Genomic DNA, 23,150 nt, shown 5'->3' with positions numbered 1-23,150 from the left:
GTGACTCCCCCATGCTCAACACCCCACCAGCAGCGCAAACAACCTGACCTGACACGCCGTCACTGACACCCACCCACTGACACCAAACCGGCACATCGCAATCAAATGATTCGGTGTAACCAGAGCGGCTGCGGTTACTGGCGGGCTACGGAGAGGCAGTCGAGAAATCGCACAAAGATCCTGAATCGCGATCCTCACAATATATCGACCTAACCAGGGCTATATTTTCAGGTCGGATGTCATGTCAGCCTGTCACGGTTCGGGGGATTCACAGGTGATGCCGTTGACAGGCAGGCTGCCCCTGCCGTGGAAAGGCGGGAGTGCGGACATCGATGTGCCCTCCTTGCTGGGCCTTCTTGAATCGATGGCGGGCCACGACCCCTCGGCCCGAGACTTGGCGCTGACTCTCAAATACGCCTCTGCACGCGTGCAGAGCTTCGGGCCAGCCGCCCAGGAGGACGTGCCATCGTATGTCCGATACGCGCAGGCCACCTTGGAGATCGCTGTCGAATGGAAAATGCCGGTGGTCGAGCGTTGGGCCGTGGCTTGGCTCACGGCTTCTCGTCTGCCGCACCTCCAGATGCGTTGGTCTTCGCGCTCACGCGACGGCAGGGCACGGCTGGACGGACGTGCGTCCGGCGACGCGCAAACGATGGCGAGCAGCAACACCGGAATCTGCTTAGGAACCGGATCCGGGGACGTAGAAACATGGGCTCCGGGCGGAGGCACCAAACGCGTTGGTGATCTACCCCCAGCGGTGTGGACTGTGGCGGCAAACGCGGACTGGATCTTTGCAGGCGGCCCGAACGCACATTTCCTGGGACGTGGCCCGACCAGCAGCGTGCCCTGGCCGAAGCTTCCCCACACAGCGGGTATCTCCGCTGCCGCCGTGACCGACGACGGCCTTGTGGTCTCCGGGGACGAACATGGCGTGATCCAGGTGTGCGAGCCGGGAGGCCAGTGGAGCGAGCTACCAGTGCGCAGACAATCCAAAGTGATCGCCGTCGCCGTGGACGAAGGACGGATCAGCGCGGTCTGGCGGGACGGCCAGGTGGCCGTCCTTGGCCGCGCCCCCGACGAAGGGCGAGTGCGCGCCGATCAGAACCTCGGCGGGACGGTTGTCTGCGCTGCCTGGGCGGCCGACGGCCAACTTGCCTTTGCCCTCGACAGGGACACATCGGTACGCGTTCTCAGTGAGGGGGCAGTCCGGACGGTTTGGCGGCACCAAGGTGTTCGCATGCTGGCCTGGTCACCCGGCGGTCGGCTCGCCAGCACTGGTGCGGATCATAGAATCCGGACCACGCTACCAGTTCCGAATGCGGAACCGGACGAACTAGGCGTTGAGAGCCGGGTCACGGCCATGGCCTTCGTGACTGATGACTCCCTGGTGACCGCCCACGGCCGGGAGCTGACGCAATGGGATCTGGCACGGTCCGGCAGCGACGACCCCACCTTTGAGGCCGATGACAAGATCACCGCCGTTGGCCTGGATCCAGATGACCGCGGTCGCTCCGCCGCGGGCACCCGGCTCGGCCTCTTGCGGGAGTACGACGGCAGGGGGTCTGCGATGCAGTGGGACCCTTCGCGCGTAACAGGGACGGTCCACCAGCTGGTCCGGCACCGTCGGGGCTGGCTGGTCGCCAGCCAGGGTGGGGCCTACTGGTGGAGCCCGGAAGCCGGGGATCCGCGCCGTCTGTCGAACCGGCTGTGTCTGGCGGTGGCGACATGGAGGGGTAGCCCCGTCTACGGGCGATACGCCGAGGTCGTCTACCAAAAGGACGTTCAAGGCGGCAGCCCCGTCCCACTGTTGGAGTTCGAGGTGCCGGTTCGGGACATCGCGGTCGGTGCGGACGGCTGCCTGGCAGCTTTGGACTGCGCCGGGACGGTCCAGGTGATCTGCCCCGACGGCCGGAGGTGGCGGCGGGAGAAAGCGGGTGACCGGCTGCTGGCCTGCTTGGCGGACGGGCCGCTCGTACTGTCCGCGGCGGATGCCGTCGTCTCTGAGCTGTCGCGTCGCGGCAATCGGCACTATGCGCAACTCCGCTCTGGTGCACTGTCGGTAGCCGCGGTCGACAGCGGCGAGTTGGCAGCGGTGTATTCCGACGCCGGGGTGGTGGTATTCGGCCGTGCCGGCACGCAAGCACCCATGGATTCCCCCGTTGTCGCCGAGGCCCCGGGCAGTTACGCCGTGGTCGCCGCTGCCCCGGGTCGGACAGTGGCTGCAGGCCGCGGACGGATGGCCGGCTTTGACCGGGGTGGCGAGGAGACAGGCAAACTTTCGACGGCCGGAACGGTGAACCTGTGTGTGGGCCAGGAGAAGGTCGGCTGCCGGGTCCGGTTCCCGGGCGGAGGCAACACGGTGCTTGCGGACACCGAGCTCGCCAGGTTTCAGGAAGGTGCCAGTAGTGATCACGTGGGCAGGCTTTCGGAGGCCGTTGACCTCGGCGGACGGCTGGGCGACCGACTGTGGTTCGCCGGGCTCGACCAGGAGATTGACAGGGCCCGTGGGACAGATCCTGGCCAGCCCGTCCGGATCAACTGGCTGATCGAGGACAGTCACCTCGTCGACCATCCCTGGGAGCTCCTCCACCCTGCCGGGGGGCCGTTGTGCTGGTTCGACGCCCCTCCCGTCACCATGGTCCGTGTGGTCGCCCCGGGCACCAGCCACATGGCCGGTGCTGTCTCCGGGACCCGTGCCGGCCGGCCGCGGATGCTGGTGGTACGGACGAGGGATGTTCTGCTGATCGGGGTGGACGACGCCTACGACCAGATGCGCCGCCGTACCCGGCGCAGTAATGTCCGGCTGGTCAGCAGCATGCCGGAAATCGTGAACACGGTGGAGGACCTCGACCGTGCCCTCACGGTGGCGGACGTCCTGCACCTGTGGGCCCACTCCGGGCCTGACGGGGTGGTTCTGCCTTCCGGAGGTCCTGTCCCTGTGTCCGACATGGCACGGCGGATCTCCAACACCGGGGTGCGCCTGGTCGTTCTGGTCGGATGCAGGTCCGCAGGCCTCGGCCGGGAACTCGTGCGACACGGCGTGGAGGCGGTGGTCGGCATGCGGACCGCCGTGTACAACCACACCGTTCAGTCACTGGTCGAGGAGCTGACCGCGCAGGTTCTGGCCGGAGTCCCTGTGGACCTCGCTTTCGTCGAAGCGCTGCGGCACTACGTGCTCACTGGGCAGCCCGGCGCCCCCGCCGTACCACTGTTGCATCTGCGCGCCGGCTCGACAGGCGCGCTTTTCCATCGGGCCGACACCGCTTAGATATCGCCACCGCACGGAGGTGCCCATGCCGGACAGGCTGGTGTTCCATGAATCCTTCGACTCCACCCGAGCCACAGCCGGGTACCCCGACGACCACCCCAATCTCGCGCAGGCTCAGGCCGAGGCCGTGGTGAGCCTGCTGCTAGGTCGGTCCTTGTCCGTCAATCACACCTACGCCTTCGACTCCCGGGGCATGCTCGATCTGGCCGATGTTGTCCTGGAGACCTGGGAGCAGACCAAGCAGGAGACGGGGAAGCAAAGCGCGGCAGGAACCGGGGTGGAGCAGCTTGCCAGGGCACGTCCGTTCGTTCTGCATCGGTTCCGGCAGCCCACGTTCTTCGCGGCCTGCTCCGACCAGCTGCGCCGCTCCGACCCAGAGGCCGGGAATTACTTCAAGCTCTCGGCGTGGGAGCCCATCGACCGTCTGCCCCAGGTCCGGCACGCCTTGGCCGACGTACTGGAACAGAGCGCCGGTGGCGGCACCACGTGGTCCTTGCCAGCGGAAATCCGGGAGGATCCCCAGTTGGCTCGCTCCTTCGACATGATCCTCAGATTGGGCAACTACTTCGAGGGGTCCGCAGAGTACGACCGCAGCCGAGAGGCCTGTGCTCCGCAGACTCCCCTTCGGAACTACGTCGAGCACCTGATCGGTCTGCCTCCGGAGAAAGTCGCTGAACTGGCGGCCGGGCACGATTGTCCGGAAGAAACCGCCCTGCGCTTGCAGACAGCAGTGAGGGAGAGGGGCGCCGATGCGGTCAACCGGGGCTGGGTGCACAGCGGAGCGGACCTGGCCGGGCAGGATCCGCTGCTCGGCGACCAGTTGCGGGAGCTGGTCGACACCCTGTACAACGCGGTGATGGCGGAATCGGCGTTTGCGCGGTTCGAGTACATGTCGTCAGTTCCGCGCGTGGACGGCCGGGACGAGCTGAAGCACGTCAACGCCTTCTCGATGGCGCTGATCCAGGACACCCGGCTGGCGAGGGGCGAGCGTCCAGAAGGCAATCAGCGTTCCCTTCGTATGGCAGGGATGTTCGCAGCAGCTGAGACGGTGCCCAATCTGTCGGTCGCTCCCCTGCGCAAGGTCTTTGAGGCGTACTGGGCGCTGGTGGCCGACGATGAGCGTCGGCACGCATGGCAGGATTCCTGTACGGAGCTCAACCGGCTGGTGCTCCTCGACAAGCCGGTCGACCAGGAGCTGCGGAATGCCTGGGAATCCCATCTCGCCCAATTGCAGGCGTCCCTGCCGCACGTGGTTACGGTCGAGCGCGGTCGGTTGGCGATCCCCGCGGGATCGGGCAACGATGGACGCGTGCAGACCATGGCCCTGGACAAGCTGTCCGAAGAGGATCTGGACCGCTCATTCGCCGCAGGCGAATACCTGGGCGACCTGGCTCGCTCGCTCGGCGCCGCAGGAAGGCACGGCGAGTGACGGACAGTCTGGAGCTGCTCCTCGACGCCGACCAGCCGGAACCGTCGCTGCTGGGCTGGCTTGCCGCCCGCTGCGCCGTCACCGATCTGTCAGCGGTCGCCCAGGTGGCGGCGTCGGCCGGGGAGATGGCGCCCCACACCGGATGGCCGGTGATCAGCGAGGCCGTACACGAGGTGTACGCCGCCCGGATGGCAAGCAGAGAGGATTTGTTTTTCAGCCTGTCCGAAGCCCCCGTGTCGCTCGCGACCGGGCTGCACCGGCTCGGGGCGCCGCCTGACACCCCGCTACATGACTTGACCAATCAGGAAGTCGCGTATCTGCTTCCCTTTCTGCCCGGCTCTGATTCCGCTGACGCGCGGTGGCGGTCGGTCATGGCAATTGAGGAGGCGGCGCGCGCCGAAGCCAGTTGGTACGCGACCGCCTTGGCGGCCAGGGTGGTGCCCCACCTGGACGACGGGAGCCGGTCGCGGATCGCGGCGCTTGCCGGACGGCTGGATACCCGCTGGGGGACTCGGCTGGCCCAACTAGCGCGCGTGCGTACTCCCTGGCCGTCGGTGGCGGCGGAGCTGGAGGCATCACACCCGAGCTTCCCACGGGCGGGTGACATCGCCGCGGCCCTCGACGACTCAGTCGTGATGGAGGTCTGCCACAGGACGATCGCACGCCTCGCCGAGCGCTACCGTGCGGTGGGGGCAAGCTGGCTGCCCCCCTTGCCGCTCCCGCCCGAAGACATCGACACCACGCGAGCCGAGTCAGACCAGTCCAGTGGAGCCCCCGAACTGCCAGGCCTACTCGGCGACGATGCTCCCAGCCGCTGGAGCCGCTATGCCAATACGGGGGTGTCGCAGGTCGCATGGCCGGAGGCTCCCCTGGACCGCGATCGGTGCCTCGAGCCCGACGCCCCGTACTTGTTCTGGTTCGAGGTCGCCGAGGGGGTGGCCGAAGGGAGCATCGAGCGGAACCCGGAGCCGGTGCATCTGCCCACCGGAGTTCTGACGGTGGCGCTGTTCAGCTTTCCCGGCCATATCGAGATTCTCGACGGGCAGGACATCGGCCAGCTTGAACTGAAGCGGGACGGCCAGCTCGAAGTCCTCAGCAGGCCCGCCGGCAGCCCGAGCGTCGGCACACGCCTGTTCTTCCCGATCCGCACGCCCGCACGACCCGGCAGATACCGGTTGCGCTGCCATCTCTACTACCGCCAGACGCTGCTCCAATCCCGGCTTGTCGAAATGCAGGTCGAGCCTGCGGCCCCAGTCCGGGCTCACGCGCTCACGGCACAGATCGACTACACGTCCGGAATCGCGCCCGATCCCCGCGATCTCGCGGACGTCCGGCCTCTGACCTTGTCGGTCTTCGTCAACGACAACGGTGACGGCACGCACAGCTTCCGCTTCCTGGGAGCAGAAGGGGAAGTCAAGACACAGGCCGTTCTCGATGAACGCCAGCTCGAGAACATCATCGAGGAGACACGAGGTGCTCTACGCAAGGCCTCGTGGGGATCCACAGACCCGGAGAGCTCAGGCCCCCACTTCCGCTACGACGGCAATGTGCCATCGGACTACGATCAGGACCTGATCGACCTGGCGTGCAAGGGATACCGGCTGTGGACGGCGATCGGAGGGGAGTTCGCTGAGACTGCTTCTACCAAGGCGGATACCACGGCTCCGATCTTGCAACTGGCGGCCCGGTTGCGGAAACCCGGCGTGATCGAGATCGCCAGCAAGGACCATGCCGGGATAGTCGTCCCGGCAGCGCTGTTCTACGACCATCCCCTCGACTGGGGTAACAGCGAGGGAGTACACCTCTGTGAAGAGTCCAACTACGTGCTCCAGACGGGCAACGACCTGGCGGACAGCCCATGTTTCCGTGGCGACTGCCCCTCGTACGCCGATGACTCGGTCGTGTGCCCCAGCGGCTTCTGGGGTTACCGCCACGAGATCGGGCTTCCGCAGTCGACGGCGCCAGTCTTCGAGGAAACGCCGTGGGCTCCCGCACACGGCGGCCACTGCATCCGGTACACCGACCGGCCCCGATGTGTCGTCGGAATCTCCGAGGATCTCGCGGGTCCACACACGGAACACGTCCGGTCCCTATACCTGGGAACGATCCTCGCCCGCCGGCAGGACCTGTTGGACCATCTGCGCGAGAGCAGCGTCCCGCAGCTGCTGTACTTCTTCTGCCATGGCGAGGTGATCAACGGTAATCCCATGCTTCGCGTCGGCGACAATGCCACAGCGCCGATCCCTTGGGATCTCATCGCCGACGGCCGGATGTTCTGGCCGGACAGCCGACCACTTGTCTTCCTGAACGGGTGCCGCACCGCCGCCGTCGAACCTCACCACGCGATGTCGTTCGTGAAAGCCTTCGTCCACCGCGCCCGCGCCTCGGGACTGATCGGCACCGAGATCATCACCTACGAGTCACTAGCCGCCGAGTTCGCTGACTCAGTGCTCCACCACTTCATGAAGAACCGCTCGTCGATCGCCTACGCCATGCGCGCGGCCAGGCTGGCCCTGCTGTCCCAGCAGAATCCGCTCGGCCTGATCTATGTGGCATATGCCCCGCCTCATCTGCGGATGAGACAGGCGTGACCCCTGCCGCATGTCCACCTCAGTGGACACGTGTGGCTCCTTCACCCCCCATCGGACGGCCGGTACGCGTCGCGTCCGAGGAAACCTGGCCGGGCTTCAACTCCGGTCGCCGCCCATCCAGGAACCACTCCATGGTCCACTCCTTGCTTCGCAGCACAAGCACGACCAGCAACAGGAAATAGCCGAAGAAACCGATCGCCAGACCGATTCCGTACGCCGCGAACAACTGTGTCTCCTCCGGGAAAAGTGTCAGGATGGTACCTCCGCCCAGCGCCCCCACAATGGCGAGCACATCGGTGATAGCAACCTTAGGCCGATACCTATTCACGAAATAGGTGAACCAACCGATGACCATGCCGAAGGACATCGCTCCGAACTCAACGTATGTCACCCATCCCCCTTGAACGTGCCCGCCGATGCGATGACTGAGCGTACGAGAACACGGAAGAGTATTTGCAGACCGGCGCCGAAGGCCAGGCCGACGGCAGCCGGTACCACTCCGGCCGGTCCGGCTGCGAGGAGGACCGTTCCAGCTCCCGCTCCTACCACAACCGCCTGCCCCAGCCACAGCATCAGCCCGGATCCGTGCCTAGTCGCCAACCACCACCCGACAACAGTGCCGAAGCTAATCGCCCCGCCCACCAACACCCGATTCCCCCTAACCGCACACCTAGGCGTACTTAAGTCTACCGTCGTGACCACTTCCAACTGCTCTCGATCCGGAAGAAATATACCCGAGTTGAAAGAACAGCGACGCCGAGACCGACTGGCCGCCTACCAGGATTGAGTGGCTAGACGGCCCTACTTCTCCACCAATTCACCGAGCGCCGCCTGCGAAATTCCGTTCGACTAGGCAGGTCAGGAATTCATCGCTGATCAGGATGCCACCGATAGCTAGCGCCGGAACCTTACTCGAAGAGCCCTCGGACAATCGAGGGCCCCGCTGGCATGACGATTGGGGCCATGCTGGCCCGACGCAACCGTACCGACCGAAGGGTGACCCCGAAATGCGGCCCGACAAGATCTCCCGCGCGGCTGAGCCCGTGTTCGCGCACGCCCCGTGGCTGTCGGTGTACCTGGACGACGTGGAGTTCGCCGACCAAACGTTCAAATACCTGCGGCTGGTGGAGTCCGACGGCACGCCCGGGACAGTGGTGATGGCCCTATGGGGCGAATCGGTGGGGATGGTAAGGCAGTACCGGGTCGCGCTGGACGCGGATGTCTGGGAACTTCCCCGGGGATTCGGCGAGTCGGCGGACGACCCGATCAAGGACGCCGTACGGGAGCTCCGCGAGGAGACCGGCCTGGCTGCAGACGGATGGACGGACCTGGGCACGGTGATGCCCAACAGCGGGCTGATGGTCGGCTCAGTGCGGCTGTGGCTAGCCACGGTCAGTGGTGAGCGGGATCTGGCTGCCCTCGACGATGAGATCGACCAGTTCGAGTGGTGGCCGGTGTCCCGACTCCGGGCGGCGATCGCGGCAGACGAGATCCGGGATGGCTTCACCATGGCGGCATTCCTCCGGGCCGAGCTGCGCGGCTTGCTGCCCGGCGGGGACCGGTAGCAGGACTGACAGGCACCGACCGCACAGCAAACCGCTGACCAGCGCAAACCTGCACCAGTCCTTTAGATGCCAGAAACCATCACCAACACCACACCACCGTTATCAGCGAACCTCCAACAGCCGCAGGCCAGACACCCCGTCACCATTGCCCCCAACGCCCAGGAAGCGCCCGCGCCCTTTGCGCAGGGTCGGCTGGTGCTTGCCCCGCCTGCTAATCCATCGGGAATCCCGCCGTTGACCCGCGTGCCATGCCGCTGTAACTTCTACTAGAATCTAGATTCTAGAGTCATTATTCTAAGGTGGGCCGGGCATGGCGAAGCGGCAGGCAACACAACCAGCACACTCCGGTGACGCCGCACCTGTGGCGCCCTCGGTCCTGTGGAAGGCGTTCGACGTCCTTGGCGCGTTCAGTGAGAGCAGACGAGTCCTGACGCTGGCGCAGATCGTGCAACGCAGCGGACTGCCGAAGTCGACAGCCCATCGGGTGCTGACCATGTTGCTAGAGGTGGGAGCGGTGGAGCAGCACGGTGGCGGGTACCGCATGGGTCTGCGAATGTTCACGCTCGGCACCCTCCCGCCCGAGGTGGCGCTGCGCGACGCCGCTCAGGTGCATCTCGAAGCGTTGCACCGCCTCACGGGGCAGACTCTGCACCTGGCGACCCTGCGCGATGGTGATGTCGTGTACCTGGAGAAGCTGCGCAGCCGCAATGGCCTGTCGTCACCCGCCGTGGTCGGCGGGCGGCTCCCTGCGCACTGCACCGCGGTCGGGAAGGCTCAGCTCGCGTTTTCGGGTGAGCAGATCGTCGCCGACGTGCTGTCCGGCCCGCTGCCTCGCAGAACCGCCCGGTCCGCGTCATCCGCTGACGAGATACGCCGTCAGTTGTTCTCCATCAGGCACACCGGCTTCGCCGTCGACCGGCAGGAAGCCGTCGAAGGGCTCGCGTGCGTGGCGGTTCCGGTGCTGGTCCAGGATCGTGCGGTCGCGGCCGTGTCGGTAGGCTTTCCAGCCTCGGAGGGCAGCGGCCAGGTGCTGGTCAATCTGCTGCGGCAGACATCCGCGGCGATCTCCAGAGCACTGCTGGGCAGTCCTGTCGTCGATGTCGTAGCGAGCGCAGGCTAGGGGACGCATGTGAACACGGCCAGGTCCACAAGGTCCAACCGGGAGCGGATTCTCGATGCCGCGGAGACCCTCTTCGGCTCGCGGGGCTACGCGGACGTGAAAATCAGCGAGGTGTGCCGGGCATCGGGATTTCCGGTGGGATCGATCTACCATCACTTCACCAACAAGGCCGGACTGCTCAAGGCGGTGCTGGAGCGCGGTACGGCCGAATTCTTCGATACCTTGCCCGCGGTCGACGACCTGGCCAGCGACCCACTCGAATGCCTGGGCGTGTATTACGACGCCGCCGGCTCCGCGATAGAGAGTCGGCTGCCGCTCTTCCGGCTGATGTGCCTGCTGCAGTTGCAACAGGACAGGAGCGGGGAACTGGCCGAGATCCTCGCGGAGAACCTACAGCGGTCGGTGGACCGGCTGGTGGCCGTCATCGAACCCGTGGCGCGCCGCTGCGGGGTGGTGAACCCGAGGCGCTGCGCCAACGAACTCGCCGGCCTCAGTGTGGCGTTCACCGCCGGTCTGGTCGTCGCCGCGGGCGGTCGCCGCCAGCCGAGTATTCGCATGGGCATGGATCAGTTGCGGCGGATGATCCTGATGACCGTCCGGGAGCGTGCGGACGCCCGCTCAGCCGTGAGTCACTGACGGCTCCGACTCCTGAAACTCCCCGACGGTGTCCGGCTCGTGGCCCGGCAGGCCAAGACGGGCGAGGCTCGCGACGGTCACGGAGACCAACGCGCCAACGGCGAAGATGACAACGATTGCGGTCTCCTGTGGCGCCCCGCCGGCCGGAGTGTAGGACGCCAGCACGGTTGCGACGAAGCTGCTCGCGGCAGCGCCGCCGATCCATCGGGTCAGTGCGTTCGCACTGTTGGCCATCCCCGTCTGCGACGCCGGCGCGAACCGGGTCAGCAGGGTAGGCGTCGCGGCGTAGGCCAGGCTCAGCATGACGCCGACGGCGACTCCCGCCGTGATCACTTCGTATGCCCGGTCATGGGCCAAGGCCAGAGAGGTGAACCCGCCGGTGCCGAGCACGCCGGCGATGGCCAGAGTGGCGCGGCCTCCGAACCGGGCCACGAGCCGGCCACCCACGAGCCCGGCCACGAGCGAGGCGGCGCTTATCGGCAGCAGGTACACCACCGCGGCGGTCAGTGACGTGACACCGAAACCGTATCCCGCGGCATCCGGCGAAGTGCGTACCAGCTGGTTGACGCCGAGCAGGACGAGAAACATGACGGCCCCGACCGCGGCGGACAGCAGATTCAGGACCATGATCGGCCGGTGGCGCATCAGGGCGATGGAGACGAGGGGCTCCGACCGGCTGCGCTCCATCCGTACGAAGAGCCACACCACGGTCACCCCCGACACGAGCAAGCCGAGGACCGTCGGCGATGCCCAGCCCCAGTTGGATCCCTGGGACAGCGGCAGCATCACCAGCACCAGGCCCGTAGCGAGGAGGGTGGCGCCGGCGAGATCCACCCCTCCGGTGGTATGAACAACGGGGCGACGCGGCACCAGCAGTGCCACGCACAGCATCGAGAGCGCTCCGATGGCTGTGCACAGCACGAACACCGCCCGGTAGTCCGCCACGTACTGGCCCAGCAGTCCGCTCAGCACCGGCCCGAGGCCGCCGCCGACGCCCAGGGTCGCCCCCACCAGGGCCATGGCGGAGGGGAGGCGCCCGCCGGTGACCTCGCGGAGGAGCACGGTGATCGTCAGCGGGAACACCGCCCCGGCCGCCCCCTGCAACGTACGCCCAACCAGCAGGAGTGCGAGGGACGGGGCGAGCGCCGACAACACGCTGCCGAGGGTGAGCAGCGCCAGGCTCCACAGCAACCCGCCGCGCCCACCGCGCAGATCGGCCAGCCGCCCGAAAACCGGGACCATGACCACGGCACCGAGTAGTCCGGCGGTGACCGCCCAGCTTGCCGTCGACGCGGACACGTGCAGTTGCTCCGCGATGTCCGGCAGCACGGGGACCACCACCGACTGCACGGCACCGGCGCTGGTTCCGGCGAAGCACAGTGCGAACAGCACACGACTGGGACGGGCGGTCGGAAAACTCTTACAACCTGGCATGCCCGGAACGTATCCAGTGCTCTGGCGCCGTCGGCCGGTCCGTTCCGGGGGCCGGGACGATTTGGCCGACGCGCCTGCTGGTCCGCCTAGCGTCACCCCACACCTACCGCAGAGCAGTTGCGGTGCGCGACCGAGTGGAGGCGGCAATGGGCGCCAGGAAACACCATGTGATCGTCGGTGGGAGCGCGGCCGGAGTCGCCGCTGCGCTCTCGCTGAGGCGAAGCGGATTCGACGGCAGGGTGACGCTGCTGGAGGCCGGTCGCGATCTGCCCTACGAGCGCCCTCCGCTGTCCAAGGCCATCGGCGGCGAGGAGGGTGTGGAGCTGCGCCCGATTGTGCCCGCCGAGACCTACCGGGCCACGGACATCGACCTCCGTCTGAGCACCCGGGTGACCGCGCTGGACCCCGCGGCGGGCACGGTGCTGCTCGCTGACGGAAGCGGGCTGCGGGCGGACGGAGTGCTGTTGGCCACGGGGCTGTCGGCGAGGCGCCTGGCGGTGCCCGGGACCGAGCTGGACAACGTGCTGACCCTGCGGGACGCCCACGACGCACGCCGGCTGGCGGGCGCGATCGCCGCCGGCGGGCCTCTCGTGGTAGTCGGCGGCGGCTTCATCGGTCTTGAGGTAGCCGCCGCCGCGCGCACCGCCGGCCGCGAGGTCACCGTGGTGGAGACCGCTTCCGTGCCGCTGGCCGCGGCACTCGGCCCCGACCTCGGCGAACTGGTCACCACCCTCCATCGCGAGGCGGGCGTACGGGTACTGACGGGCGTGACCGTTGAGGCGTTGCTCGGCACGAGAGCCGTGTCCGAAGTGCTGCTGTCCACCGGGGAGCGGCTGCCCGCGGCCGCCGTTGTCCAGGGCGTCGGATGCCTGCCCAACGACCAACTGGCGACCGACGCGGGGGTGCACACCCGCAACGGCATCGTGGTGGACCAGCAGGGCCGCACCTCACACCCCTGGATCTGGGCCGCCGGCGACGTGACAAGCCAGCCGCATCCGCGCCTGCGCGAGCGTGCCCGCATCGAGCACTGGGACAACGCGCAGCGGCAGGGGGCGGTCGCGGGCGCCGGATGGCGGGCGACACACACGTGCACGACGCGCTGCCGTACTTCTGGTCCGAGCAGTACGGGCTCACGCTGCAGATGTTCGGGCGACCGCAGGAGGGCGACGAACTGCTGCTCCGCCCGGGTGCCTCGCCCAGCCGGTTCACGGCGCTCTGGCTGGCCCGCGACAGCAGCATCGCCGCCGCGGCCGGGATGGACGCCGCGGGGGACCTGTCGCTGGCACGACGGCTCATCGAGCGCAGAACACCCGTCTCCGCCGACGCCGTGCGTGATCCGGCCATCGAGCTGCGCGCGCTCGCCCGACCACAGGTCCGTTCATGAGGCGAGAAGGGCTGGGCCGACGGCATGCGGCCTGTGGACGAAGGGACCGCGGACGAATTGCCGTTCCGGCCGTCGGAACGCTCCGCTCGTGCCGGGTCCTTTCCCGTCAAGACTCGTCGCAGAGGAGGTCGCAGCAATGACGCAATCGACCGTGAACGCCGAAGCGGCGTCGTGGGAGCACGACAGTGCGGCTTCGCGCCGTGCCGACATCGCGGACCGGCTGGACGAGGCGGCCCGCCTCCGCAATGCCGTCGCGCCGGTGCGGAGCGATGTCGAGGACCCGAACGCCGCCGCCGCGTACGACATCCAACGACGCAACGGCGAACGGTGGCAGGCCCTGGGCCGCCGCCGCACCGGCTACAAGATCGGCCTCACTTCACCCGCCGTGCAACGCCAACTCGGCGTGGACCAGCCTGACTTCGGGATCCTCTTCGCTGACATGGCCTATCTGGACGGGGCAGAGCTGGACCGCGCCCTCTTCATCCAGCCGCGCGTCGAGGCGGAGGTGGCGCTGGTGCTGGAGCACGACCTCGACCGGGGGCGGCACACTGCCGCCGACGTCATCAGGGCCACCGCCTTCGCGCTGCCGGCCCTGGAGATCGTGGACAGTCGGATACGCGACTGGGACATCACGCTGTTCGACACAGTCGCCGACAATGGCTCGGCCGCCGCATACGTGCTTGGCTCGGTCCCCGTAGCGCTGAGCGAAGTGGACTTGCGGGCCTGCCGGATGGAGACGACCCGGCACGGCGAGACGGTCTCCACCGGCAGCGGCGCCGATTGTCTCGGGCATCCCCTCAACGCGGTCGTGTGGCTCGCCGACGCCCAGTGCGACCGCGGACAGCCCTTGCGCGCCGGGGACATCGTGCTGACCGGAGCACTCGGCCCGATGGTCGACCTCACCTACGGCGACGACATACACACTCGCATCACCGGGCTCGGCACGGTGAGCGTGACGACAAGGCAGCGATCATGACAGAACGAGCGAAAGTCGCGATCATCGGCTCGGGCAACATTGGCACCGACCTGATGATCAAAGTGCTTCGTACCTCCTCCGACCTGGAAATGGCGGCCATGGTCGGCATAGACCCGGACTCCGACGGCCTGGCACGGGCCCGCCGGCTCGGCGTGGCGACCACCGCCGAAGGCATCGACGGCCTGGTCGCCCTGCCCGGCTTCGAGGACATCGGCATCGTCTTCGACGCCACCTCCGCCAAGGCGCACCACCACCACGACGCGGTGCTGCGCGCGCACGGCAAGCGGGTCGTCGACCTCACTCCGGCGGCGCTCGGACCGTATGTGGTGCCGGCGGTCAACCTCGACTCCCATCTGGACGCCCCGAACGTCAACATGGTGACCTGTGGCGGGCAGGCCACCATCCCTGTGGTGGCCGCCGTCGCCCGTACCGCTCCGGTGGCCTACGCAGAGATCGTCGCGTCGATCGCTTCGCGGTCCGCGGGCCCGGGCACCCGGGCGAACATCGACGAGTTCACCGAGACCACCGCCCGCGCCATCGAGCTGGTCGGTGGCGCCCGGCGCGGCAAGGCGATCATTGTGCTCAACCCGGCCGAACCCTCGCTGATCATGCGGGACACGGTGATCTGCCTGTGCGGTGCGGCCGACCCGGATCGGATCACCGCATCCGTGCAGGACATGGTCTCCGAGGTGCAGACCTACGTCCCCGGCTACCGGATGCGCCACCACGTGCAGGTGGAGCCGGTCGACGACCGGATGAGGACACGACTGCGCCCCGAGGACCGGGACGGCGGTGCCGCCTGGAAGGTGACCGTGCTCCTGGAGGTCGAGGGAGCCGCGCACTACCTGCCCGCCTACGCGGGGAACCTGGACATCATGACCTCTGCCGCGCTGCGGGTCGGCGAGCGCATCTGCGCCCAGAAGACGGCAGTGACTGCATGACGCGCCTCTACCTCCAGGACGTGACCCTGCGCGATGGCATGCACGCCATCGGGCACCAGTACTCCGTCGACCAGATCCGTACCATCGCCGCGGCGCTCGAAGCCGCCGGCGTGGACGCCATCGAGATCGCCCATGGCGACGGCCTGTCCGGGTCCAGCTTCACCTACGGCTTCGGCGCCCACACCGACGACGAATGGATCACCGCCGCGGCCGAGGTGCTGACCACGGCCAAGCTCACCACCCTCATCCTCCCCGGCATCGGCACCACCGAAGACCTGCGCCGGGCCCAGGCCCTGGGCGTGCGGTCGGTACGCGTCGCCACGCACGCCACCGAGGCGGACATCTCCGCCCAGCACATCTCGCTGGCCCGCGAGTTGGGCATGGACGTCTCCGGGTTCCTGATGATGTCGCACCTGGCCGAGCCGGCCGAACTGGCCCGGCAGGCCAAGCTGATGGAGTCCTATGGCGCTCACTGCGTCTACGTGGTGGACTCCGGCGGCCGCCTGACGATGGACGGGGTCCGCGACCGGGTGCGGGCGTACCGCGATGTCCTCGACCGGGGTACCGAGCTGGGCATCCATGCCCACCACAACCTGGGCCTGGCGGTGGCCAACTCGGTCGTGGCGGTGGAGAACGGGGTCACCCGCGTCGATGCCTCCCTGGCCGGTCAGGGTGCGGGAGCGGGGAACTGCCCGATCGAGGCGTTCGTCGCGGTCGCCGGCCTGCAGGGCTGGCAGCACGGCGGTGACCTGTTCCGGCTGATGGACGCCGCCGACGACCTGATCCGTCCGCTGCAGGAACGGCCGGTCCGCGTCGACCGCGAGACCCTCACCCTCGGCTACGCCGGGGTGTACTCCTCCTTCCTGCGCCATGCCGAACGGGCCGCCGCCACGTACGGACTGGACACACGCGATGTCCTCGTGGAAGTCGGCCGGCGCCGACTCGTCGGCGGCCAGGAGGACCTCATCGTCGACGTCGCCCTCGATCTCGCCGCCGACGCGGCGACCACTCACTGAAGGGAAGCACCCGCATGACCACCACGATCCACACCGATGTCAAGGTCGGGGAACACACCATCCGGCTCAACCGGGCCGGCGAGGGCAATCCGGAAGCGATCCTGTTCCTGCACGGCTCCGGGCCGGGGGCCACCGGCATGTCGAACTTCGCCCAGACCATCGAGGCCTTCGCCGACGTGTACGACTGTCTGGTCATCGACCAGATCGGGTGGGGGGACTCCAGCCACCCGGACACCGCCCCCGGCGCCCGCCTGCGGCAGAACACGGACGCGGTTCTCGCACTGCTCGACGAACTCGGCCTGGACCGTGTCCACTTGGTGGGCAACTCGCTGGGCGGCGCCCTCGCACTGCACCTGCTGGCACGGGCGCCGGAACGCTTCGGCAAGGCCATCGGCATGGGCGCCGCGGGCGCCGGCAACATGGGCGCACCCACTCCGGCCATGTTCCGGCTGATCAGCTTCTATGACGACCCTACCCCGCGGGCGATGGCCGAGCTGATCTCGTTCATGCTCCACGACCCGGACCTCTTCGGCGATCGGCTGGACGCCATCGCCGAGGAGCGCCTGGCGACGGCCCTGCGTCCGGAGGTCGAACGCTCCCATCGGCAGACCTTCACAATGGCCCCGGGATCGGGCCTGGGTCTGCCTGAGATCGCTCTGAAGCGCATTCCCAACGAGGTGCTGTTCGTGCACGGGCGCGAGGACGTGATCGTCCCGCCCGAGGGCAGCGAGTGGTTCGTGCGCCGCGTCCCCAACTCCCGGCTCTATCTGATCCCGCACTGCGGCCACTGGACGCAGATCGAGCAGGCCGAGACCTTCAACAACGTGGCCCGGGCGTTCCTCGCCGGGCAGCTCTGACCCCACGACCGGAAGTGAGCCATGAGTACCGTGAATTCGCTGGGCTACGTTGTCGTACGCGGCCCGCTGGAGCCCTGGAAGCAATTCGGCACAGAGGTGCTGGGCCTTCAGCTTGGTCGTTCGTCCGACCCGGACACCCTGCTCTTCAGGAACGACGAACGTGCCTGGCGCCTGGCCGTCGAGGCCGGTGAGCCCGCCGGGCCGGACTCGCTGGAGGCTCTCGGCCTGGAGGTCAGGTCACGGGAGGACCTGCAGAGGCTGGCCGATGAGCTGCGGGCGAAGGGCGTGGAGGTGAGGGAGGACCCCGAACTGGCCCGGAGGCGCCAAGTCCAGCAGCTGGTCTCGTTCCGCGATGCCGCCGGCTACTGCATCGAGGCGTACTGGGGCGCGACCGTCGACGCCGCCGCCTTCGTCTCCCCCCGCGGAGTCTCCTTCGTGGCCGGTGAGACACCGTACGGCGACATGGGGATCGGACACACCTTCCTGTTCACCGGGAACGCGGAGAAGTCCGCTGCCTTCTGGATCGACAACCTGGGCTTCCGGCTGAGCGACACCATCGCACTCGGTCCGGAGCCGGCGATCTTCCTCCACTGCAACCCACGGCATCACTCGGCCGCCTTCGCCTCGATCCCGGGCGCCCCGCCCTCGGGCCTCGGACACCTGATGCTGGAGGTGTCCACACTCGAAGCGGTGGGTCGAGCCGCGGACATCGCGGCGGAACACGACGTTCGGGTCTCCATGACCCTCGGCGAACACACCAACGACCGTATGACCTCCGTGTATCTCACCACCCCCTCCGGGTTCGACATCGAGTACGGCTGGAACGGCCGAGTCATCGACGACGAGGAGTGGACCGTCAGCCATTACGGGGCCATCAGCCTCTGGGGGCACCGCTTCCTGACGCCACCGTCCGCCCCTGTCACCTCCTGAAAGACACCTGGGAGCACCCATGCTCGACATCGACAGGCTGGTCCGGTCCGACGAAGGTCTGATCCACCCCAGCATCTACTCCGACCCCGAGATCTACCAGCTGGAGCTGGAGCGGGTGTTCGCCCGCTCCTGGCTCTTCCTGGCCCATGACAGCCAGCTGCCGAGGCCCGGAAGTTTCGTCCAGGCGTACATGGCTGAGGACCCCGTTCTGGTGGTCCGCCAGCGGGACGGCTCGGTGAAGGCCTTTCTCAACCAGTGCAGGCACCGCGGCATGCGCATCTGTCGCGTCGACGAGGGCACCGCCAAGGCCTTCACCTGTACCTACCACGGCTGGGCCTACAACATCGCCGGTGAACTGGTGAACGTGCCGATGGAGGAACGTGCCTACCACGGCGAGATCGACAAGTCGAAGTGGGGCCCGCGACAGGTTCCTCGCATCCACCAGTACAAGGGCTTCTACTTCGGCACCTGGGACGAGGACGTGCCGCCCTTCGAGGAATACCTGGGCGACATGGCGTGGTACTTCGACGCGATGGCCGACCGGTTCGACGAGGGCCTCACCCTCGTTCCCGGCCCCACCAAGTGGGTCATCGACTGCAACTGGAAGTTCGCCGCGGAGCAGTTCTCCAGCGACATGTACCACGTGCCGGTCTCCCATTCCTCGGCGTTCGTCGCGCTCATCGCAGATCCGGAGATCCGGCAGGCCGTGGACGTTACCCCGCCCGGCCGTCAGTTCTCCGGCAATGGGCACGGATCGGGTTTCGGCCTGCGTACCAGCCTGGAGAGTGCCAGAATCGGCGGCAACTGGGACGCCTACATGAGAAGCAGCCAGGAGGAGGTCTACCAGCGCCTCGGGGAGCAGCGGGCCCTGCACGATGGGCACAACACCGTCTTCCCGAACTTCTCCTGGTTGTCCATCAACAACACCATGCGGGTCTGGCACCCGCGAGGCGCGGGCCAGATAGAGGTGTGGGCCTGGAGCTACCTGCCCAAGGGAGCGCCGGAGAAGGCCAAGCAGGAGGCGCGGCTGGACACCGTCCGCACTTTCAGCCCGGCCGGCATCTTCGAGACCGACGACGGCGAGAACTGGACGGAGATCCAGCAGGTCCTGCGGGGGCATGTCGCCCGACAGAGTTACTTCAATGCCCAGATGGGGCTGGGCCACGAGCGGTGGGATGCGGAAGGCCTGCCCGGCCGCACCGCCGGCGACATGTACCAGGAGATGGCGGCTCGCGGCATGTACCAGCGGTGGGCCGACCTGATGTCCGGACTGTCCTGGGAGGAGATCGCCGCCAAGGACGCCGACCGGATGAAGAACGAGGAGGTGCCGTCAGCATGACCACCACCCCAGCCGTGAGCATGTCTCCCGTCGACCAGGCGACCCAGCACGAGGTGGAGCAGTTCCTCTATACGGAGGCCGAACTGCTCGACGACCACCGGTACACCGAGTGGATCGAACTGTTCACGGACGATGTGCACTACTGGCTTCCCACCCGCATGACGCGTTCCATGCGCGAGCGGGACGCGGAGGTCTCCGGGCCGGACGGCGCGGCGTTCTTCGACGACGACAAGAACTTCCTCGCCGGGCGCGTACGGCGCCTGACGTCCGGACAGTCCTGGTCGGAGGAACCGCCGTCCCGAACCCGCCGCCTGCTCACCAACATCCGCGTGACAGAGCTGGAGACCGGTGAACTCCGCGTCCGTTCCAACTTCCATGTGCTGCGCAGCAGGCTCGAACGCCACCAGGACAGTTTTTTCGGCGAACGCACCGACATCCTGCGCCGTACAGCCGGCACCCCCGGGTTCCGAATCGCCCGCCGGACGATCGTCCTTGACACGACGACCCTGCCGGCCCCGAGCATAAGCGTGTTCCTATGAACGATCACTTCCCCGGGTCGTGGACCCGAGTCTGCCGGGTCGACGACATCCCCGACGAGCAGGCACTGCGCCTGGATACCACGCCACCCGTATCGGTGTTCCGGTCCGACGGCGAACTCTTCTGCGTCGACGACACGTGCAGCCACGAGACCTTCTCCCTCGCCGAAGGATGGATCGAGGAGAAGACCGTCGAATGTCCCCTGCATATGGCCAAATTCTGCCTGCGCACCGGCGCGGTCCTGGCCCCGCCAGCTACGCAGGCGCTCCGGACGCACCAGGTCCGGGTCGAGGACGGAGACGTCTTCGTCCTCATCGACCACGACCGGACGGCGCGCACGGCTGCACAACCGGAAGGGGTGCGGAATGGGGTGGCTTGAGGGCTCCGCCGTGCTGGTCACCGGCGGGGCGAGCGGACTGGGCCGGGCCATTGTCGAGCGTTTCGTGGACGAGGGCGCCCGCGTGGTCGTCTTCGACCGCTCGAAGGACAAGCTCGACGGCATCGCCGCGGACCTCAAAGGCGCGGTGCGCACCGTGTCGGGCGACGTGACCTCCTTCGCCGACAACGTGCGGGCCTGCACCGTCGCCGAGGAGGAGTTCGGAGGTCTGGACACCTTCGTCGGCAACGCTGGCCTGTGGGACTTCAACCGCTCGCTGCTCGACACCCCCGCCGACGCCTTGGCAGACGGCTTCGATGAACTGTTCGCCGTCAACGTGAAGGGCTACCTCCTGGGGGCCAAAGCCGCCGCACCCTTGCTGCGACGGGCCTCGGGCAGCATCGTGTTCACTCTTTCCAACGCTGCGTTCTACCCAGGCGGTGGCGGGCCGATGTACACCGCCGCCAAGCACGCGGCCCTGGGCCTGGTCCGCCAGCTCGCCTACGAACTGGCCCCGTACACCCGGGTGAACGCCGTCGCGCCGGGCGGCCTGGCGACCGACCTGCGCGGACCGGACGCCATGGGTCTGGCCGACCGGTCACTCACACAGGAGCTGCCCATCAATCAAATTCTGACCGAGCACTCCGCGCTGCGCAGGGCAGTGCGCCCGCAGGACGCCGTCGGACCGTACGTCCTGCTGGCGTCACGCGAATCGGTCATCACAACCGGCACCGTGATCGACATCAGTACCTTCGGAATCCCGCAGCGGCGCCCACCGGCGGACTGAGGGATCGGTACTACGCCGACTGGGGGATCACTCTCGCCAGTCGACGCATGCCCCGCACTACACGGTGTCGCAGTCGATGGACTCGTGGTCGCGCCGCCGGCTGTCGGCGGTTCTCGCGGTCGCGCTGCCACAAGGCCATCTCCAGGGCATCCAGGACGAGTTGGGTCTCCCTGGAGGTGGAGGCGGACCAGCCGACGATGCGCCGGGAGAAGGTGTCCACGACGAAGGCGACGTGGACGACACCGCTCCAGGCGGCGACCGCGCTCGCCCGCCCCGCGGGCGCCACCGACCGCACCGCCCTGCCCATCGCCGGCGACGACCCACAAGCCAAGGCGGACGCCGCGGACCTGATCAGCCGGCTGGGCTTCGACACCGTCGACGCCGGCTCGCTGGCCGACAGTTGGCGCTTCGAGCCGGACACCGCTGCCTACGCGGTGCCGTACTTCGCCGACCTCACCGACATCACGGCCTTCTGGGCCCAGGTGGGCGAGGCCCTCCGCTCCGGCACTGCGCCGCAGACGCCGCCCCCCGCCGACCGGGCGTCCCGCTGCCCGCGGCACGGCTGCGCACCCTGCTCACCGACGCCTCCCGCGTGCTCACCGCCGACCGCGTGGTGGCCTGACCCCCTGATGGGTCCCCTGCCGGCCCTGCCCGCACAGGCCCCGCCCCAGTGGCCTGTCCGGCTCCCTCCCACTTCTCGTACGAAGGACGCATTCCATGAACATCTTGATCCTCGGTGCGACCGGTCCCACCGGCCGCCACGTCGCCGACCTGGCCATCGCGGCCGGCGACACCGTCACCGTCCTGGCCCGCAGACCGGAGGCGCTGGAGGACCTGGCGGACCAGGTCAACGTGGTCGCCGGAGACGCCACCTCGCACAAGGACGTCGCCAAGGCCATGATCGGCCAGGACGCGGTCATCTCGGCTCTCGGCAGGAGCACATCGGTGCGCGCCGACGACCTGTTCACCCGCGCCGCGGCGGCCGTGATCGACGCGGCCAAGGAGCAGGGAGTATCACGTCTGGTCTGGCTGTCCTCGTTCGGCGTGGGCGACACCTACCAGTCGGCGAGCGCGGTGCAGAAGATCATGTACCGCACGTTCCTCCGGGACATCTACGCGAACAAGGAACTCTCCGAGAAGGCGATCCGCTCCAGCGGTCTGGACTGGACGCTGGTGTACCCGACCTTGCTGACCAAGGGCCCCGTCAAGGGCACCTACCGCGCAGGCGACCGTCTCCCGATGAAGGGCAACCCGAAGATCAGCCGCGCGGACGTCGCCGCTTTCCTGCACAAGGCGGCCCACAGCCCCGAGTGGATCAACCGCGACGCCGTCATCACGGACTGACGTCCCACGTTCTTCTCCCACCGAACCTGACTTCTTGCCGGTGCCGCCCTGGCCCCCACCACCGCGCCGAGAAACGCGGCTCAAGGCCGGCTCTCAGCCGAGTGGCCGACCACCGTCATGTCATCGGCACCGGGCCCCAAACGATCGCCCGCCCCGTCACGGACGTTCTGATCGAGGGCCCTTGCACAGGGACTTCGTTCGGCTGTTCCCCCCTGTCGAAGGGATGACCTGGGGGGTGGTGCCACCGGGCCCGAGAGGCGCCGTTGGAGACGCTGATGAGAGGTCCGACTACCGCCCGGCCGAGCGCAATGCCCGGCATCTGGTGGGCGGCAGGTCTGCATAACGTGGATGCGCGCATACGACGCCAACGCCCCGGCCAGCACCGCACGAACCCCGTTCGGGAGGACGGCTTGTACGACATCGACGACGTGGGCGTCTTCCTCGGCCTGGACGTCGGCAAAAGCGCTCACCACGGGCACGGGCTCACCACGGCCGGCAAGAAGGTCTTCGACAAGCAGCTGATCTTGGTGGTTAATTCCAATTGTCATGCGACGAGGCGTAGTTGGAGTCTGGCGAGGTGGCAATGATTGGTGCGGTCGAGGGGGCGGCCGTGCCACCAG

20 protein-coding genes and 2 pseudogenes are annotated in these 23,150 nt (G+C 67.7%); 19 read left to right on the top strand and 3 right to left on the bottom strand.

Going from position 1 to position 23,150, the window contains the following annotated elements:
• Positions 1-889 precede the first annotated feature (889 nt).
• Genes ABD357_RS25815 through ABD357_RS25805 form a run of 3 tightly spaced genes read left to right on the top strand, consistent with a single transcriptional unit; the run spans position 890 to position 7,288 of the window.
• Complete coding sequence (locus ABD357_RS25815; RefSeq protein WP_344393305.1) at positions 890-3,268, top strand: CHAT domain-containing protein; 2,379 nt, start codon at positions 890-892, stop codon at positions 3,266-3,268.
• A gap of 25 nt (positions 3,269-3,293) precedes the next feature.
• Complete coding sequence (locus tag ABD357_RS25810; RefSeq protein WP_344393304.1) at positions 3,294-4,697, top strand: hypothetical protein; 1,404 nt, start codon at positions 3,294-3,296, stop codon at positions 4,695-4,697.
• Positions 4,694-7,288: a hypothetical protein gene (locus ABD357_RS25805; RefSeq protein WP_344393303.1), complete on the top strand. Its 2,595-nt coding sequence runs from the start codon at positions 4,694-4,696 to the stop codon at positions 7,286-7,288. The genes ABD357_RS25810 and ABD357_RS25805 overlap by 4 nt, the downstream gene beginning before the upstream one ends.
• A gap of 19 nt (positions 7,289-7,307) precedes the next feature.
• On the opposite strand, the gene ABD357_RS25800 is transcribed toward ABD357_RS25805, so the two are convergent.
• The gene (locus ABD357_RS25800) at positions 7,308-7,679 is read right to left on the bottom strand and encodes a hypothetical protein (RefSeq protein ID WP_344393301.1); all 372 of its coding nucleotides are present in this window, start codon (positions 7,677-7,679) and stop codon (positions 7,308-7,310) included.
• A 616-nt stretch (positions 7,680-8,295) separates the two neighbouring features.
• Between ABD357_RS25800 and ABD357_RS25795 the strand changes: the two genes are divergently transcribed.
• The 3 genes from ABD357_RS25795 (at position 8,296) to ABD357_RS25785 (ending at position 10,609) form a co-directional block, all read left to right on the top strand.
• On the top strand, positions 8,296-8,853 hold the full coding sequence (locus ABD357_RS25795; protein ID WP_344393299.1) for an NUDIX hydrolase: 558 nt from the start codon (positions 8,296-8,298) through the stop codon (positions 8,851-8,853).
• Positions 8,854-9,163: 310 nt separating this feature from the next.
• Positions 9,164-9,973 (top strand): IclR family transcriptional regulator, encoded by an 810-nt coding sequence (locus tag ABD357_RS25790; protein ID WP_344393298.1) that lies wholly within the window; start codon positions 9,164-9,166, stop codon positions 9,971-9,973.
• Positions 9,974-9,982: 9 nt separating this feature from the next.
• On the top strand, positions 9,983-10,609 hold the full coding sequence (locus ABD357_RS25785; protein ID WP_344393296.1) for a TetR/AcrR family transcriptional regulator: 627 nt from the start codon (positions 9,983-9,985) through the stop codon (positions 10,607-10,609).
• Here the strand turns inward: ABD357_RS25785 and ABD357_RS25780 are convergent.
• Entirely contained in the window at positions 10,592-12,043 is a 1,452-nt protein-coding gene (locus tag ABD357_RS25780; protein ID WP_344393294.1) for an MFS transporter, read from the bottom strand. The genes ABD357_RS25785 and ABD357_RS25780 overlap by 18 nt on opposite strands.
• A gap of 146 nt (positions 12,044-12,189) precedes the next feature.
• On the opposite strand from ABD357_RS25780, the pseudogene ABD357_RS25775 reads away from it, so the two are divergent.
• The 11 genes and pseudogenes from ABD357_RS25775 to hcaB all read left to right on the top strand — a co-directional run.
• A pseudogene (locus tag ABD357_RS25775) lies at positions 12,190-13,035 on the top strand (NAD(P)/FAD-dependent oxidoreductase); the annotation flags it as partial.
• A gap of 77 nt (positions 13,036-13,112) precedes the next feature.
• A complete protein-coding gene (locus ABD357_RS44825) occupies positions 13,113-13,427 on the top strand; it encodes an oxidoreductase C-terminal domain-containing protein (RefSeq protein WP_425585002.1) in 315 nt (104 codons plus the stop codon).
• A 136-nt stretch (positions 13,428-13,563) separates the two neighbouring features.
• Positions 13,564-14,403, top strand: coding sequence for a 2-keto-4-pentenoate hydratase (locus tag ABD357_RS25770; protein WP_344393307.1), 840 nt, complete (start codon positions 13,564-13,566; stop codon positions 14,401-14,403).
• The gene (locus ABD357_RS25765) at positions 14,400-15,344 is read left to right on the top strand and encodes an acetaldehyde dehydrogenase (acetylating) (protein ID WP_344393293.1); all 945 of its coding nucleotides are present in this window, start codon (positions 14,400-14,402) and stop codon (positions 15,342-15,344) included. Before ABD357_RS25770 ends, ABD357_RS25765 begins: the two co-directional genes overlap by 4 nt.
• A complete protein-coding gene (gene dmpG, locus ABD357_RS25760; RefSeq protein ID WP_344393292.1) occupies positions 15,341-16,360 on the top strand; it encodes a 4-hydroxy-2-oxovalerate aldolase in 1,020 nt (339 codons plus the stop codon). Before ABD357_RS25765 ends, dmpG begins: the two co-directional genes overlap by 4 nt.
• Positions 16,361-16,374: 14 nt before the next feature.
• Positions 16,375-17,217, top strand: coding sequence for an alpha/beta fold hydrolase (locus ABD357_RS25755; protein WP_344393291.1), 843 nt, complete (start codon positions 16,375-16,377; stop codon positions 17,215-17,217).
• 21 nt (positions 17,218-17,238) lie between these two features.
• Positions 17,239-18,147 carry a VOC family protein gene (locus ABD357_RS25750; RefSeq protein WP_344393290.1) on the top strand — a complete coding sequence of 303 codons (909 nt, stop codon included), beginning with the start codon at positions 17,239-17,241 and terminating at the stop codon, positions 18,145-18,147.
• A gap of 19 nt (positions 18,148-18,166) precedes the next feature.
• Complete coding sequence (locus ABD357_RS25745; protein WP_344393289.1) at positions 18,167-19,486, top strand: aromatic ring-hydroxylating dioxygenase subunit alpha; 1,320 nt, start codon at positions 18,167-18,169, stop codon at positions 19,484-19,486.
• A complete protein-coding gene (locus tag ABD357_RS25740) occupies positions 19,483-20,025 on the top strand; it encodes an aromatic-ring-hydroxylating dioxygenase subunit beta (RefSeq protein WP_344393288.1) in 543 nt (180 codons plus the stop codon). The genes ABD357_RS25745 and ABD357_RS25740 overlap by 4 nt, the downstream gene beginning before the upstream one ends.
• A complete protein-coding gene (locus tag ABD357_RS25735) occupies positions 20,022-20,402 on the top strand; it encodes a bifunctional 3-phenylpropionate/cinnamic acid dioxygenase ferredoxin subunit (RefSeq protein ID WP_344393286.1) in 381 nt (126 codons plus the stop codon). Before ABD357_RS25740 ends, ABD357_RS25735 begins: the two co-directional genes overlap by 4 nt.
• A complete protein-coding gene (gene hcaB / locus ABD357_RS25730) occupies positions 20,389-21,186 on the top strand; it encodes a 3-(cis-5,6-dihydroxycyclohexa-1,3-dien-1-yl)propanoate dehydrogenase (protein ID WP_344393285.1) in 798 nt (265 codons plus the stop codon). Before ABD357_RS25735 ends, hcaB begins: the two co-directional genes overlap by 14 nt.
• 115 nt (positions 21,187-21,301) lie before the next feature.
• On the opposite strand, the pseudogene ABD357_RS25725 reads toward hcaB, so the two are convergent.
• A pseudogene (locus tag ABD357_RS25725) lies at positions 21,302-21,445 on the bottom strand (DDE-type integrase/transposase/recombinase); the annotation flags it as partial.
• Between the two features lie 458 nt (positions 21,446-21,903).
• On the opposite strand from ABD357_RS25725, the gene ABD357_RS25715 reads away from it, so the two are divergent.
• Both ABD357_RS25715 and ABD357_RS25710 read left to right on the top strand, forming a co-directional pair.
• A complete protein-coding gene (locus ABD357_RS25715; protein WP_344393284.1) occupies positions 21,904-22,530 on the top strand; it encodes an NAD(P)-dependent oxidoreductase in 627 nt (208 codons plus the stop codon).
• 410 nt (positions 22,531-22,940) lie between these two features.
• On the top strand, positions 22,941-23,117 hold the full coding sequence (locus tag ABD357_RS25710) for a hypothetical protein (RefSeq protein WP_344393308.1): 177 nt from the start codon (positions 22,941-22,943) through the stop codon (positions 23,115-23,117).
• The last annotated feature ends 33 nt before the right edge of the window (positions 23,118-23,150 follow it).

Source organism: Streptomyces vastus (assembly GCF_039532825.1).
GTDB lineage: Bacteria > Actinomycetota > Actinomycetes > Streptomycetales > Streptomycetaceae > Streptomyces > Streptomyces vastus.
The sequence above is the reverse complement of the archived record's forward strand: the minus strand, read 5'-3'. Positions and strand labels throughout refer to the sequence as shown.

What these genes read in the sequence shown, in the direction of transcription:
- ABD357_RS25810 (WP_344393304.1), top strand. Translation starts at nt 3,294, where the DNA reads ATGCCGGACAGGCTGGTGTTCCATGAATCCTTCGACTCCACCCGAGCC.
- ABD357_RS25795 (WP_344393299.1), top strand. Translation starts at nt 8,296, where the DNA reads ATGCGGCCCGACAAGATCTCCCGCGCGGCTGAGCCCGTGTTCGCGCAC.
- ABD357_RS25790 (WP_344393298.1), top strand. Translation starts at nt 9,164, where the DNA reads ATGGCGAAGCGGCAGGCAACACAACCAGCACACTCCGGTGACGCCGCA.
- ABD357_RS25780 (WP_344393294.1), bottom strand. Translation starts at nt 12,043, where the DNA reads ATGCCAGGTTGTAAGAGTTTTCCGACCGCCCGTCCCAGTCGTGTGCTG.
- ABD357_RS44825 (WP_425585002.1), top strand. Translation starts at nt 13,113, where the DNA reads ATGGCGGGCGACACACACGTGCACGACGCGCTGCCGTACTTCTGGTCC.
- ABD357_RS25770 (WP_344393307.1), top strand. Translation starts at nt 13,564, where the DNA reads ATGACGCAATCGACCGTGAACGCCGAAGCGGCGTCGTGGGAGCACGAC.
- ABD357_RS25765 (WP_344393293.1), top strand. Translation starts at nt 14,400, where the DNA reads ATGACAGAACGAGCGAAAGTCGCGATCATCGGCTCGGGCAACATTGGC.
- dmpG (WP_344393292.1), top strand. Translation starts at nt 15,341, where the DNA reads ATGACGCGCCTCTACCTCCAGGACGTGACCCTGCGCGATGGCATGCAC.
- ABD357_RS25755 (WP_344393291.1), top strand. Translation starts at nt 16,375, where the DNA reads ATGACCACCACGATCCACACCGATGTCAAGGTCGGGGAACACACCATC.
- ABD357_RS25750 (WP_344393290.1), top strand. Translation starts at nt 17,239, where the DNA reads ATGAGTACCGTGAATTCGCTGGGCTACGTTGTCGTACGCGGCCCGCTG.
- ABD357_RS25745 (WP_344393289.1), top strand. Translation starts at nt 18,167, where the DNA reads ATGCTCGACATCGACAGGCTGGTCCGGTCCGACGAAGGTCTGATCCAC.
- ABD357_RS25740 (WP_344393288.1), top strand. Translation starts at nt 19,483, where the DNA reads ATGACCACCACCCCAGCCGTGAGCATGTCTCCCGTCGACCAGGCGACC.
- ABD357_RS25735 (WP_344393286.1), top strand. Translation starts at nt 20,022, where the DNA reads ATGAACGATCACTTCCCCGGGTCGTGGACCCGAGTCTGCCGGGTCGAC.
- hcaB (WP_344393285.1), top strand. Translation starts at nt 20,389, where the DNA reads ATGGGGTGGCTTGAGGGCTCCGCCGTGCTGGTCACCGGCGGGGCGAGC.
- ABD357_RS25715 (WP_344393284.1), top strand. Translation starts at nt 21,904, where the DNA reads ATGAACATCTTGATCCTCGGTGCGACCGGTCCCACCGGCCGCCACGTC.